This window comes from Corynebacterium sp. HMSC074C05 (assembly GCF_001838325.1).
Taxonomy (GTDB): Bacteria; Actinomycetota; Actinomycetes; order Mycobacteriales; family Mycobacteriaceae; genus Corynebacterium; species Corynebacterium amycolatum.
This window is the reverse complement of sequence record NZ_KV836292.1, coordinates 245,154-259,797: the sequence shown is the minus strand read 5'-3', so window position 1 is coordinate 259,797 and position 14,644 is coordinate 245,154. Positions and strand designations below refer to the sequence as shown.

Here is a 14,644-nt window from a genome sequence, read left to right as displayed (position 1 = left end):
CGTGTGCCGACTATACACGCAATCAGAAACGGCGGTAAGGTTGGGTCGTCCTACGCCATAGACTGATTCGGATCAGCGTCGACTACGTTTACTTCTTCCTTAGGAGCATCCTCCGGGTTTGCGCCCTTGATCATCCACTTAATGGTTTCGAGCTCCTCTGGTTTGACCAGCACCTCACGTGCCTTAGATCCCTCTGACGGTCCAACCACTCCGCGAGTTTCCATCAGATCCATCAGTCGACCGGCCTTGGCGAAACCGACTCGCATCTTGCGCTGCAACATCGAGGTCGACCCGTGCTGTGCGGTGACCACCAGCTCGACTGCCTGAAGCAAATCTTCCAGGTCATCTCCGATATCGGGGTCAATGTTGCGCTCAGCCTCAGCACTCTTATCCTCCGTGACACCCTCGGTGTAATCCGGCTCGGCCTGCGCCTTAGCTGCATCGACTACTGCCTGAATCTCTTCGTCTGTGACGAAGGCCCCCTGAAGACGTCGCGGCTTGCCTGCACCCTGTGGGATGAACAGGCCATCGCCCATACCAATGAGCTTTTCAGCACCGCCCTGGTCAAGAATGACGCGGGAGTCCGTGAGCGACGAGGTAGCGAATGCCAGTCTCGATGGCACGTTCGTCTTAATCAAGCCGGTGACCACATCCACAGACGGACGCTGCGTAGCCAGCACCAAGTGGATACCGGCGGCACGGGCCTTTTGCGTGATGCGCACAATCGCATCTTCGATATCGCGGGGTGCGGTCATCATCAGGTCTGCCAACTCGTCAACGACACAGACAATGTACGGGTACGGACGGTACTCGCGCTCCGAGCCAAGTGGGGTCGTAATCTCACCGGACTTGACCTTACGGTTGAAGTCCTTGATGTGACGGACGCGGGCGGCCTTCATGTCCATGTAGCGCTGTTCCATCTCTTCAACCAGCCACTGCAGAGCCGCCGCGGCCTTCTTCGGCTGAGTGATGATTGGCGTAATCAGGTGAGGAATCCCCTCATATGGAGTCAGCTCGACCATCTTCGGGTCCACCAGAATCAGGCGGACATCCTCCGGGGTCGCACGAGTCAGCAGCGAAACCAACATCGAATTTACGAACGCGGACTTACCCGAACCGGTCGAACCGGCAACGAGAAGGTGCGGCATTTTCTGGATGGAGTGCGAGATAAACTCGCCCTCAATATCCTTACCGAGACCGATCAGCATCGGGTCATCGTTCGCAACGGTCTTGGGCGCGTTGAGTACGTCGGCAAGCCGAACCATCTCACGGTCGTTGTTCGGCACCTCGATACCAACGGCCGACTTTCCCGGAATCGGAGTCAGTAAGCGGACATTGTCGGTCGCTACCGCGTAGGCAATGTTGGACTGCAGGTTCGTGATCTTCGAGACCTTCACGCCCGGGCCAAGCTCGACCTCGTAGCGAGTCACCGTCGGACCGCGAGAGAAACCAGTCACCGCAGCATCGACCTTGAATTCTGCGAATACTTCAGTAATCGCCTCAATCATGCGGTCGTTCGTCGCCGTACGTGTCTTGGGACGCTCACCTGGAATCAACAAATTAGTCGATGGCAGGTGGTAGTCAGATTCCGGCGTGCGTGCCGACGAACCGGAAGTACCCTCGGCATCCTTTTCCAATTCAGACTTCGGAGTTGTGGCCGGAATCTTAGAGGCATCGATACCAGAACGAGCGGCAATGGCATCCATTGTGCGGCGGGTAGCCTCAGACACTGCATCCCGCGAATCATCGACAGACGACTCGCCCTGCGGCGCGCTCGCCGGCTCTACGGCCTCAGGTTGAACAGCGGGCTGTTTCGGAGCTCGGGAATCGGAAACACGATTCCGTTCGCTGTTATTAGCTGCAGCAGCCTCCTGCGTCGGGTACTCGGAGTACTCGTCATAATCCTCGTCGACAGCGTGGTAGTTCGTGCCCCCGACAGCTGGAATAGTCGATTCTGTCTCAGCGGTGTCGCGATGTACTGCATCCGACTGAGCTTCCTCCACGTACTCAGCTGCCGGAAACGCCGGCTCCACTGGGGAAACTCGATTGGAGTGCGGTGCCCCATTCCGGACATCGAACACTGTGGTCTTTGCCGAATCGTAGTCGACATCCTCAACCTGACGGGCACGTCGCGGAGCCTGTCGGTTCCTCTGCGGCTCTTCGTCCAAAAGATCGTAGAGGTTACCGTCAGTATCCGGTTCGTCGTAAGGCGCGGGTTCGGGTGCGGATATACGGCTATCCGCGCCACGACGGGGCGCTCGGTAAGCAGGGCGACCGGTCGAACGAGACGAGGAATGTTGCGTGCGGCTGCTGTGGCTTGGGCGACGCTCAATTAGCTGCGTCGGCTGGTCAAAGTCCTCATCGGCATATGCGGTATCGGAATCCCAGCTCGCACGACGTTCCAGCATGTCATCGACATTGCCGTAGGGATCGTCCGATTCCGGCTCGTCGCCGGCACGACGCGAAGACCACTCGGAAAAGTTGAAGTATTCCTTAGTGGCATCGATAAGCTGGCGCACCGTCGCGCCAGAGAGCACCAGAGCGCCGTAAAAAACGATACCCAGCAACAAAACCACGGCGACCCACGAGGTAAACCCGGCTGCTAGCGGCGAACCGATATAACCACCAATTGCGCCACCAGCTGCACGTCGCCCCTGCCAGTCCGCAGGACGACCCGAGCCGATATGCACAATTGCGAGCAGCCCCACCACGATCAGCGAAGCTCCAGTGATGGTAGGTGTCAGACGTTCACGGCGCGGCATAGCATCCAGCATCATTAATACGGAAACAACACCGAGCAGCACCGGAAGTACAAAAGCGCCGATACCAATGAGCGTGCGCACTGCCGTTTCAATGAACTCCCCCACTGGCCCTGCCAGGTGGAACCATGTCGAGCCAGCGAGCACAATCGCCAACGCCAGCACGAGTAGTGCGAGGCCATCCTTCGATCCCGGTTCGCCACCCTCATCGAAGTCTGCGTCGAACTCGTCAGCTGGCACGGAGGCCGGTGCCGGCGGTTCAATTACATCGTCATAGCCGCTAGCTGCTTTACGACGCTTCCTACGGGGCTTCGTCGAAAAATCGGCGTCTCTTTCGCGCCGCGACATATTCTCCTCTTCATCTCGCTTATTTTTGCGACCGCCTACCCGACGGGCAAGACCGGCCACGCCGCGGGCAGTTTCAGTCCAGGCGCTGGCCAAGCTATTGCCCACGAACGACATGGCGCTAGGAGTGCGCTCGAATTCCTCCGTGGCACTGTGCACGGGGTATCGCCGCGTGGCATCTGTCTCCGCAGAGCGGGAAGATCCACGACGATTGTCAGTTCTGGTTCGGCTGGTCGCAGACATGACCATAACCTTACAGCTAACACCGGATCGTTTTCACATTAGTCACACGCGTGTCATTGTTTAACAGGCGGGCTGCCACGACTGTCCAGAACTGAGAACGTGATCTTAAAGGCTGTTGCGCTTGATGCCCGATTCGTCGCCGTCGATGGTGACGCGTACCTCGTCACGGCCATAGAGCCACAACACCAGTTCCCCGACGCTTCCGCGGACAGTCACAACCGGAGCACCCTTAGCACTGTTGTCGATTAGGGTCACCGCAACCCCGTCGTCGCGCATTAGCACCACGGTCGAGGTCGAACCGCGCAACATCATACGGCCGGCAGTAGTGACCAGGCGCCACAGGTCTGAAACTCCGGAGGGTGGCAGCTGACGAACGGTCCAACCTTCCTGGGCACGACGGACGTCCTCGTGGTGAACGAAGTTCTCCGCAGTGTTGACATAGCGGTCTGCCCAGTTCATTGGATTCCATCGCGGAGCACCACTGCCCCACTTCCCCACCACTTCGACGTAGGGCATTCGATTGACCTCAGCGGTAACAGCATCGAGGCGTTCCGAAAGCGCCTTGACGAACATCCCGCCAGCGGCATCCAGACGGTTTTCGCGAATGTAAAGGTGGTTGGCCAAATCCCGGGTTGTCCAGCCCTCGCACAAGGTCGGTGCGTCGGGGCCGACGCTAAGCAGTAGATTAGCTAGGTCTTCACGTTCCCGTTCAGCAAAAGTCATAGCTCCAGACTAGACCAGGCACGGAGAAGCCCGCATCCACACGGCTTTAGGTGGATGCGGGCTCTTACGCTAAAAGACGCTCTAGAAACTTAGATGCTTTCGCGCGACTCCTTGATTTCCTCATCGGTGACCTCTTCGGCTGCCTCTGAGGACATCGGCACGATGGTCGGAACAACCATCGGGCTGCGACGCCATTTCTGGTTAATGACGCGCTCGGTGCGGCGACGAACTTCCTGAGCCATACGGTATGGATTGTTCTCGCCACTGCCAGCCAGGTCAAAGAGAGTATCGTCAACGACCTGCTCGACGGTTGCGAGCACTTCCTTGGCGTCGTCCGAGTAACCGCGAGCCTGAGCCCGTGGCTTCTCCAACGGACGACCAGTGCGGTTATCGATGACGGCTGTGACGGTGATAAGACCACCTTCACGCATTTCAGCACGGTCTGCCAGCACGTCAGCGTCGACGTCACCCATGGTGACGCCATCAACGTAGAGGTTACCGACCGGAACCTGGCCAACTACACGAGCGCGGCCGTCAACGAGGTCGACAACCACACCGTTCTGAGCGAGGACAACGTTTTCTGGCTTCACGCCAGTGGACACAGCCAGTTCCTTGTTGGCACGAATGTGGCGCCACTCACCGTGAATTGGCATGACATTCGACGGACGGGCTGCGTTGTAGAGGAACAGCAGCTCGCCAGCAAACCCGTGACCGGAGGTGTGAACCTTGGCATCCTTGCCAGTGATAACCGTGGCACCAATCTGGGCCAACATGTTGATAACGCCGAAGACCGCCTCTTCGTTACCCGGTACCAGCGAAGAACTGAGGATAATCAGGTCGCCATCACGGACGGTAATCTGACGGTGCTCACGACGGGCCATGCGAGACAGCGCAGCCATTGGCTCACCCTGCGTACCGGTAGTCACCAGCACGACCTTGTGGGGCGCCATGCGAGCGGCCTCGTTCATCTCCACGATGGTGTTCTCTGGCGCGGTCAGCAGACCCAACTCCTGCGCGATACGCATGTTGCGAATCATGGAGCGGCCGTTGAACGCGACCTTTCGTCCAGCCTTGACAGCTGCATCGATAACAGCCTGAACGCGGTAGACATTCGACGCGAAAGCCGCAACGATAACGCGCTGCTTTGCGTCCATAATCAGACGACGCAGGGTCGGAGCCAACTCCGCCTCGGAACCGGAGAAGCCCGGGATTGTGGCGTTGGTGGACTCACACAAGAAGAGGTCGATTCCCTCATCACCGTAGCGGCTCAGCGCCGGCAGGTCAGTCGGCTTTCCGTCCGGCGGGGTCTGGTCCATCTTCACGTCACCGGTGTGGACAACCATGCCAGCTCCGGTCTTAATGACGATGCCAAGGCACTCCGGAATCGAGTGGTTGACGTTGAAGAAACGCAGATCGAACGGACCACGCTGAATGTGGCTGGTGTCGTTGACCTCGATGACCTTCGGGCGCTGACGGTGCTCCTGTGTCTTGGCCTGAATCAGTGCCAAGGTAAAGCGGGAAGCAATAATCGGGATGTCCGCGCGCTGCTTGAGCAACCAAGGGATAGCACCGATGTGATCCTCGTGACCGTGGGTGACCACGAGAGCTTCCACGCGATCCCACTTGTCTTCCATGTAGGAGAAGTCAGGCAGAATCAGGTCAACACCCGGCTCATCCGAGCTCGGGAACAGCACGCCACAGTCGACGATAATCAGTCGGTTTTTGTACTCCAACACGGTCATATTGCGACCGATTTCGGAAATACCACCCAGCGCGACCACACGCAGACCGTCCTTGGGGGCCTTCGGCGGCGCGGGCAGACGTTGCGTCAAGTCTGCACCCTGCATCGACTGCACTACGTTACGACGGTTGCCGCCACGCCCGCCACGGCCACCCCGCGAATTATTTCCGCGGTTACCGCCACGGCCACCGCGACCACCACGAGAACCGCGGTTGGAAGAATTCGACGAACCTTGGGACTTCTTAGCGTTGCCGGCGTTCTTACGATCACCGGAACGCTGCGAGGACTTCGAGCCGTTCGAGTTAGCTCGACCTTTGTCGGAGCCCTTGGATGCAGAGTTCTTGGACTGCTCTGCTGCAGCCACGTCAGACTCGGAAGGCGGACCGGCCTTACGAGTTACCTTGCGGGCGCGATTGCGTCCTTCAGCCACTACAGAACACCTGCCTTCCGCATAGCTTCTTCAAGCACCTCAAGCTGCTGGTCATTTGCTGCAATTTGCGGCAAGCGTGGATCTCCTATCTCAATGCCCTGCAGACGCAGAGCGGACTTAGCAAAACTTACACCGCCAAGTGCAGCCTGAGCGGCAAACAGCGGAGTCATCTTCGCGTGGGCTGCCTGCGCACCAGCAAGGTCACCCTTGTCAAAACAAGAGCGCACCTCGGCCAGCAGCTGCGGGGCTGCATGTCCAATAACGGAAATGAACCCGGTGGCGCCAATCGACAGCCACGGAAGGTTCAGCACATCGTCACCGGAGTACCACGCCAAATCAGTATTAGCGATAATGCCGGCGGCAGCTCCCAAGTCTCCCTTGGCGTCCTTAACAGCCTGGATTCTCGGGTGCTCCGCCAACCGGTAAATGGTATCAACTTCAATCGGAATAACCGAACGGGGCGGAATGTCATACAGGCACACCGGAGCCTCGGTTGCGTCGGCCACCGCCGTAAAGTGGCGGTACAGGCCCTCCTGGGACGGCTTGGAATAATACGGCGTGACGACGAGCAGCGCATCCGCGCCCGCTTCCACAGAAGCCTTTGCCAGCTCAATAGACTCGGCCGTGTCATTGGTACCGGCACCGGCCACAAGCTTGACCTTATCGCCCATCTCTGCGCGGACAGCTCGGAGAAGCTCAAGCTTTTCCTCAACGGTCGTAGTAGGCGACTCGCCAGTAGTACCGGCCAGAATGAGTGCATCGCAGCCGCCGTCTACAAGGTGCCCAGCGAGCTGCACACCTGCCTTGACATCGAGGCTTCCGTCCTTATCAAAAGGGGTCACCATAGCTACGGCGACAGTGCCGAAAATGTCAGCACCGCGAGTTGACGCAATTCCTGTGCTCATTGTTGACTACCTTTTCTTAAAAATCTCAATCGACTATATCTTCACACTGTACGTGCGATTACCCCTCGAAGGCGTAAGGACTCGACGCGACGACCGACCCATCCTTCAGAGTGTTGATCTCAAAATCCCCAAAAGCAACAGGAGCGCAGCGCTGCAGCTCCCGCAGACATGCCACTGCCAACTCCCGAATTTCAGCATCGGCATGCTCGGTCGCACGCATCGAAATGAAGTGGCGCCAAGACCGGAAATTACCAGTAACCACGATTCGAGTTTCGGTGGCATTGGGCAAAACCGCCCGGGCTGCCTGGCGTGCCTGCTTTCGCCGCAAGATAGCGTTGGGCTCGTCGGCCCACTTTTCTTCCAGTGCGTCTAATAATTCACCATAGGCGAAACGGGACTGATCAACCGCGCTTTCGAAAACTCGCAACAGATCCGGGTCCTCCGCAATTGCGGGAGGAACCACAACATTGTTGGAACTGGCCGGCACAAACCGCTGCGACAACTGCGAAAAGGAAAAGTGACGGTGCCGCGTGAGTTCATGTGCACACGAGCGCGACAGGCCACGGACATAGATGCTTGCACTTGCGTGTTCAAAAAGTGAGGTGTGGCCTACCTCGAGCACATGCCGCAGATATCCCCTATTCGTCGCAGTTCGCGGATTAGGCTTGTCCCACGTTTCATAACAAGCCCGGCCAGAGAACTCAATTAATGCTTCCCCACCGTCGGCATCGGTATCAAAGTCGATGTCCTCTGGCGGGAAGAAGCTGGTCGCGGCGATTAGCTGCGCCTTGAGAGTGACATTTTCAGACATTTTAAGTTAACTCCCGGCTATTAAAGACCCAGGAACGGCTCCAGTCCCACAGTCAGACCCGGAAAATCCTCAATCTTACGCACGCCCAGCAGTACGCCCGGTACGAAGCTGGTGCGCGAGTAGGAGTCCTGCTTGATGGTGAGCGACTGCCCTTCAGCACCGAAGATAACGGTCTCGTGAGCCACCGAACCGGTCATACGGACTGCGTGCACCGGAATGCCCTCGACATTGGCGCCGCGAGCACCATCCAGAGTCTGCTCAGTGGCGTCGGGCTGCTCCCCTATGCCTGCTTCCTTGCGAGCACGGGCAATAGCCTCAGCAGTGTGGATAGCGGTGCCCGAGGGGGCATCCTTTTTAAAAGGATGGTGCATTTCGATAACTTCAGCGGACTCGAAGTACGGAGCGGCTAGCTCTGCCATCTTCATGGTCAATACCGCGGAGATTGCGAAGTTCGGTGCAACAAGGACATTGGCGGCACCGTCGGCGTCGTCAAGCCAGCGCTGCACCTGATCGAGGCGCTCCTTGGTAAAGCCCGTGGTACCCACGACGGCGTTGATACCATTCTTAATGCAGAACTCAAGATTGCCCATCACAGCGTCGGGCTGAGTAAAGTCAACAATGGTCTGCACACCAGCGGTGACAAGTTCATTCAGGTCATCGCCCGAGTCGAGACCCGCTGCCAGCTCCAAATCGTCGGCGGCTTCAACTGCCTCGCAGATGGTGGACCCTACCTTGCCCTTGGCGCCAAGTACGCCGACCTTGATATTGCTCACAGCTCTCTTGTCCTTTCCCAACGGGTTCATCTCTATCCCTTACCTTAGAATGTGTTGGGCAACTTGTGTGCCAATGCCCCCGTCGGCTTTGCCGTTTTGTCGGCTTACGATGGGGATTTTCTTGCGCTAAGCCGCAACATCTTAGAAAATTACTTATTTCAGTACCTATATCTAGAAAGTGACTTCTCTTGGTTTCTGAATCTGAAGATTCCGAATTGAGCCCAAGTTCGGAAGCAGCACAGGCCAAAGCGCCGAAAAACGCTTACATGGCCATTTATGTGCTACTAGCTGCGGCATTTATGGCTATCTTGAACGAGACGGTCATGAGTGTCGCAATTCCCGTCATCAAGGCGGACCTTAACATCAGCGCAGCGACTGCCGGATGGCTGACAACGGCATTCCTGCTGACCATGGCTGTTGTCATTCCAGTCACCGGTTTTCTTATTGCCTCAGTGCGTTTCCGCACTCTTTTCGCAATCAGCCAGGGGCTATTTGTCGTAGGCACTCTCATTGGCGCCTTCGCGCCAGGTTTTGCAATCGTGCTGCTCGCACGCGTTGTTCAAGCCTCCGGCACCGCAGTGTTGCTGCCACTACTGATGACCACGGTTCTCAATGTGGTACCGGAACATGAGCGCGGTCGCATGATGGGACGCATGAGCATAGTCATCGCCGTCGCACCTGCTATCGGCCCAACTGTCTCCGGTTTAATTCTGGAGATTGCAAACAACAATTGGCATGCGCTCTTCGACACGATGCTGCCGCTCGGCCTGATTGTGCTCGTGGTCGGCGTCATCCTCGTGCCCAACATCGAGGAAAACTCCGCCAAGCCCATCGATATTCTCTCGGTGTTCCTCAGCGCAGGCGCATTCGGTCCGCTCGTGTATGCGCTCAGCCGTGTGGGTGCCGAATTTTCGCTTATCGACGGAATCCTCTGCGCAGCCGGAATCGTGCTACTGGTGCTCTTCATCATGCGTCAGCGCCGCTTGGCACCACGAAACCGAGCTCTGCTGGACCTTCGGACCTTCCGTACCAAGAGCTTCACACTGTCCACAACCATCCTGACTTTCGGCTTTATGCTGATGTTCGGTGTGATCATCATTCTGCCGCTCTACCTCAACCTGCGCGGTGTTGATGTCAAGACCATTGGACTAATTGTGATGCCCGGCCCGCTGATTATGGGGCTTATGGGTCCGACTGTTGGCCGCCTTTTCGACACCTACGGTCCGCGTCCGCTGGCAATCCCTGGTTCTATTGTTCTCGCCCTCGGTCTCTTCGGGCTCGGCTTTATCTCGGCGTCCACTCCGCTGTGGTGGATTGTCGCCTGCCACATCGTCTTTGAGATTGGCTTGGGGCTGCTGTTTACTCCACTGTTCACATTCGGCCTTGGCGATCTTCCCAAGAACCTCTACCCGGATGGCTCAGCGATCCTGAACACGCTGCAGCAGGTTGCAGGCGCGGTTGGTACTGCATTTTTTGTCGCGCTGTCGACTGTCATTGCCGCGGGTCTTTCCGGCGCTGGTGCAGCAGCTCCTGCAACCGACGACCTGATTCGTGGCTATAGCATTGCGATGTTTACCGCCGCGGGTCTTGGCGTGGTGCTGATCTTCCTGACCACGCTGCTCAAGCCGCAGCGGAAGAAGATCGCATTGCAATAGTTCTCGCTTTGAGCGAAACAAAAAGCGCCTAGGCGCAGTGCCTAGCCGCTTTTGTCTACTTACTGTCTACGACAGGCGGTTAGTCGTCCTCGACCGGAACCAGCGAGATCTTGCCGCGGTTGTCGATATCAGCGATCTCGACCTGAATCTTGTCGCCGACATTGATGACATCCTCAACCTTCTCGATGCGCTTGTCGCCACCGAGCTTGGAAATGTGAATCAGACCGTCACGGCCCGGCGTCAGGGAGACGAAAGCACCGAAAGCGACAGTCTTCACGACAGTGCCCAGGTAGCGCTCGCCGACCTTCGGCAGCTGCGGGTTAGCGATTGCATTAATCTGTTCAATTGCAGCGTCCGCGGCCTTACCGGAAGTTGCCGAGACAAATACGGTGCCGTCGTCCTCGATGGAGATATCAGCACCGGTTTCCTCGGTGATGCCGTTGATTGTCTTGCCCTTCGGGCCGATGAGCTCACCGATCTTGGACGCCGGAACCTTAACGGTGGTGATCTTCGGAGCAAGACCGCTCATCTCGTCCGGAGACTCGATGACCTCAGCCATGGTGGACAGGATGGCCAGACGTGCGTCACGAGCCTGGGACAGGGCATCGGCCAGAACCTTCGACGGAATACCGTCGAGCTTAGTGTCCAGCTGCAGTGCGGTAATGAAGTCAGCAGTACCAGCGACCTTGAAGTCCATGTCACCGAATGCGTCCTCTGCACCGAGGATATCGGTCAGCGCGACGAAGCGGTTCTCACCGTCAACCTCGCCGGAAACCAGGCCCATGGCGATACCGGCAACCGGGGCCTTCAGCGGCACACCGGCGTTGTACAGCGACAGAGTCGAAGCACAGACCGAGCCCATGGAAGTCGAACCATTGGATCCAAGAGCCTCGGAGACCTGGCGAATGGTGTACGGGAACTCCTCGCGGGACGGCACGACCGGCAGCAGAGCACGCTCAGCCAGTGCCCCGTGACCAATCTCGCGGCGCTTCGGAGAGCCAACACGACCGGTCTCGCCGGTGGAGTACGGCGGGAAGTTGTAGTGGTGGATGTAGCGCTTGGAAGTAACCGGGGTCAGCGAGTCAATCTGCTGTTCCATCTTCAGCATGTCCAAAGTGGTGACACCCAGAATCTGGGTCTCGCCGCGCTCAAACAGCGAAGAGCCGTGGGCACGCGGAACCAAGCCGACCTCAACGCCAAGGTCACGAATGTCGGTAACACCGCGACCATCGATGCGGAAGCCCTCAGCCAGAATCTTCTCACGGACAATCTGCTTCATCACTGCGTTGTATGCAGCGCGAATCTGCTTAGATACAGCCTGCTCGTCGACATCATCGGAGACGAAGCGCTCCAGCAGCTGCCCCTCGACGTCCTCCATGTACTCGTTGGTGGCGTCATCTCGATCCTGCTTACCCGGGATCGTGAGCAGCTTGGCCAGCTTCTTAGCGGACTTCTTCTCGACTGCGTCAAAAATCTCATCACTGTATGCCGGGAACAGCGGGAACTCCTGCGTTTCCTTCGCTGCGCGCTCAGCCAGACCCTTCTGTGCCTCACACAGAACCTTGATGTGCGGCTTTGCTGCCTCGAGGCCAGCGGCGACGATGTCCTCGGTCGGTGCCGGTGCACCGTCAGCAATACGCTTGACGACGGTCTCCCCTGCTCCGGCCTCCACCATCATGATGGCGACATCTTCGACGTTCTTGCCGCGACGCTTGCGGGTAACGATACGGCCAGCGACAACCATCTCGAACAGAGCCTGCTCGTGCTGTTCCTCGGTCGGGAAAGCGACCCATGTACCCTCCGGGTGCTTGTCATCAGCAACAAGCGCGATACGGACGCCACCGACAGCGCCGGAAACCGGCAGCCCGGAAAGCTGAGTTGCAGCTGACGCGCCGTTGATTGCGACAACGTCGTAACGGTCCTGCGGATCCCAGGACATGACGGTGACGACAACCTGTACCTCGTTGCGCAGGCCCTTGACGAAGGTCGGGCGCAGCGGACGGTCAATCAGACGACATGCCAGGATGGCGTCGGTGGACGGGCGACCTTCACGGCGGAAGAACGAACCCGGAATCTTGCCCGCAGCGTACATACGCTCTTCAACGTCGACGGTCAACGGGAAGAAGTCAAAGCCCTCGCGGGGCTGGTTGGAAGCAGTGACGGTGGACAGGAGCATGGTCTCCTCGTCCAAGTAAGTGGTCACCGAACCATCGGCCTGACGAGCCAGCTGGCCCGTTTCAAAGCGAATGGTGCGGGTGCCGAAATCACCATTGTCGATAGTGGTAACGGCCTCGGTAATACCGAAATCCTCATCAAAGAAAAATTCAACAGCCTTGCTGTTGGCCATAGGTTTCTTACTCCTAGAAATAGCGGCGATCATCGATGTCGCCTTCATCAAATCGAGTGGACTTTGTTTGCGCCCAGCATTCTACCAGGTAACCCGGGAAGTTCTCGTATTGGGCGAGTCGGAGATTTCTCACTGTCACCTGGGTTTTACACCTACGCGGGGTTCTAGGAGTTTGCGGAGCGGGGGGCACTTATCGATGACTTCTCTTCACTCATCGATGGATTACCGTGTCTTGTCGACGAATTACCGTGTCTTATCGATGGTGCCCCGGCACTTATGCGCACGCTGTCGGTCAGCCCCCTCCACATGTCGATGAGGTATTCACTTGTGGCCACGCTACAGCGCATCGATGAGTGAATACCACAACGACAAGTGAGCAAAAAGACCCGCCGTGAGCTTCCATCCAATGGAAACCCAAACGGCGGGTCTAAAAGCTTAAAAGCCTTGAATTAACAGAGCAACTTACACCAATGAAGCTCTGACAAACAGGACCTTAAGGGAAATCTTAGCGACGCAGACCAAGGCGCTCGATCAGCTTACGGTAGCGCTCAACGTCGTTGTCCTGCAGGTACTGCAGCAGGCCCTTGCGGCGACCGACCAGCAGCAGCAGACCACGACGAGAGTGGTGATCGTGCTTGTGGAACTTCAGGTGCTCGGTCAGCTGACGAATACGAGCGGTCAGCAGTGCAACCTGAGCCTCCGGGGAACCGGTGTCGGTCTCGTGCAGGCCGAACTCCTTGAGGATCTCAGCCTTTTCTGCAGTGTTCAAAGCCATGTAAATCTAACTCCTTGAATCAAATTATGGTCGTTTTTTCAGTCCACATTCTCGGCTTTCCCGGAACTAAACAGCTTTTGGCAGCTGATTCCTCGCAACTGCTTGTGGACCGCAGTCACAGCCAGCGTTTTACTTTAACAGCTAATCGGTCTTTGCCAAAATGGCCTCGGTGTCTACTACGTCCTGGTTCATCCGGTCAATGAGCTCCTCGACCGAGTCGAACTTCTCCATTCCGCGAATCCGATCGACAAACTCAACCTGCCCGGCGGCGCCGTAGAGGTCCGCGTGACGGTCAATCACGTAGGCCTCGACCGTTCGATCAGTGTCTCCAAAGGTCACATTAGTGCCCACCGACACGGCTGCTGGGTAGCGCACCCCAAACTCGATATCGCCCTTCGGGTCCGGCTCCGGGCGGGCTGCCGTCGGCTGAGCCGTAAACCATGCCGCGTAGACACCATCAGCCGGGACTGCCAAGCCCTCGGCGAAGTCAATATTGGCGGTCGGAAAGCCCAGCTGCGCTCCCCCACGCCCCTGACCGGGAATAACGTCACCATCGACACGGTAGAAGTACCCGAGACACGAGGCGGCTGCGGACACCGCTCCGTCGGCAAGCAAACCGCGAATACGTGTCGACGAAACGCGTTCGGTCGAATCCGCGGCAGTGACGTCGAGGAGGTCGACGATGGTGACGTCGACCCCACACTTCCGGCCGTGCTCCGGCATAGTCTCGGCGGTGCCCGCGGCCTTCTGCCCATAGGTGAAGTTCTGGCCAACAAAGACGGCCTGTGCATTCAGCTTGTCGCGGATAACGGTGCGTACAAAGTCTTCTGGGGGGATGCTGGAGAAGTTCTTGTCGAAGGGCACGACGAGCATGGCATCAATTCCCTCCGCCTCTGCCAGCTCGGCACGACGGGACACGGTGGACAGTGCCGGCGGCACCTTATCCGGGGCAAACAGCGCTACGGGGTTGGGGTCGAAAGTCATCAACAGCGACTTCACGCCACGAGCGCGAGCGTCACTGACTGCAGCAGCTATCAGGCGCTTATGTCCTAGATGAATACCATCGAACACTCCGATGGTTACGACCGTGTCCCCCAGGTCTTCGGGTGCATTGTCCAAGCCATACCAAATCTCCAC

General features: G+C 57.8%; 10 protein-coding genes. 1 reads left to right on the top strand and 9 read right to left on the bottom strand.

Annotated features, from left to right (window positions below; genetic code table 11):
• Positions 1 to 50 precede the first annotated feature (50 nt).
• The 6 genes from HMPREF3042_RS07345 to dapB all read right to left on the bottom strand — a co-directional run bounded on the left by HMPREF3042_RS07345 (position 51) and on the right by dapB (position 8,760).
• Positions 51 to 3,347 carry a DNA translocase FtsK gene (locus HMPREF3042_RS07345; RefSeq protein ID WP_070856758.1) on the bottom strand — a complete coding sequence of 1,099 codons (3,297 nt, stop codon included), beginning with the start codon at positions 3,345 to 3,347 and terminating at the stop codon, positions 51 to 53.
• Positions 3,348 to 3,452: 105 nt separating this feature from the next.
• Complete coding sequence (locus HMPREF3042_RS07340) at positions 3,453 to 4,070, bottom strand: TIGR03085 family metal-binding protein (RefSeq protein ID WP_016422602.1); 618 nt, start codon at positions 4,068 to 4,070, stop codon at positions 3,453 to 3,455.
• Between the two features lie 89 nt (positions 4,071 to 4,159).
• On the bottom strand, positions 4,160 to 6,241 hold the full coding sequence (locus HMPREF3042_RS07335; protein ID WP_070429435.1) for a ribonuclease J: 2,082 nt from the start codon (positions 6,239 to 6,241) through the stop codon (positions 4,160 to 4,162).
• Entirely contained in the window at positions 6,241 to 7,146 is a 906-nt protein-coding gene (dapA, locus tag HMPREF3042_RS07330; protein WP_069358743.1) for a 4-hydroxy-tetrahydrodipicolinate synthase, read from the bottom strand. The genes HMPREF3042_RS07335 and dapA overlap by 1 nt, the downstream gene beginning before the upstream one ends.
• Positions 7,147 to 7,204: 58 nt before the next feature.
• Positions 7,205 to 7,957 carry an FAD-dependent thymidylate synthase gene (thyX, locus tag HMPREF3042_RS07325; RefSeq protein WP_069358744.1) on the bottom strand — a complete coding sequence of 251 codons (753 nt, stop codon included), beginning with the start codon at positions 7,955 to 7,957 and terminating at the stop codon, positions 7,205 to 7,207.
• A gap of 20 nt (positions 7,958 to 7,977) precedes the next feature.
• A complete protein-coding gene (dapB, locus tag HMPREF3042_RS07320; RefSeq protein WP_070856693.1) occupies positions 7,978 to 8,760 on the bottom strand; it encodes a 4-hydroxy-tetrahydrodipicolinate reductase in 783 nt (260 codons plus the stop codon).
• Positions 8,761 to 8,996: 236 nt separating this feature from the next.
• On the opposite strand from dapB, the gene HMPREF3042_RS07315 reads away from it, so the two are divergent.
• Positions 8,997 to 10,385 (top strand): DHA2 family efflux MFS transporter permease subunit, encoded by a 1,389-nt coding sequence (locus tag HMPREF3042_RS07315; protein WP_246822368.1) that lies wholly within the window; start codon positions 8,997 to 8,999, stop codon positions 10,383 to 10,385.
• A 79-nt stretch (positions 10,386 to 10,464) separates the two neighbouring features.
• Here HMPREF3042_RS07315 and HMPREF3042_RS07310 read toward each other — a convergent pair whose 3' ends face one another.
• From HMPREF3042_RS07310 to HMPREF3042_RS07300, 3 genes are all read right to left on the bottom strand, one after another.
• Positions 10,465 to 12,732 carry a polyribonucleotide nucleotidyltransferase gene (locus HMPREF3042_RS07310; RefSeq protein ID WP_070856691.1) on the bottom strand — a complete coding sequence of 756 codons (2,268 nt, stop codon included), beginning with the start codon at positions 12,730 to 12,732 and terminating at the stop codon, positions 10,465 to 10,467.
• A 505-nt stretch (positions 12,733 to 13,237) separates the two neighbouring features.
• Entirely contained in the window at positions 13,238 to 13,507 is a 270-nt protein-coding gene (rpsO, locus tag HMPREF3042_RS07305; protein WP_016422594.1) for a 30S ribosomal protein S15, read from the bottom strand.
• A gap of 141 nt (positions 13,508 to 13,648) precedes the next feature.
• Complete coding sequence (locus HMPREF3042_RS07300; RefSeq protein WP_070856690.1) at positions 13,649 to 14,644, bottom strand: bifunctional riboflavin kinase/FAD synthetase; 996 nt, start codon at positions 14,642 to 14,644, stop codon at positions 13,649 to 13,651.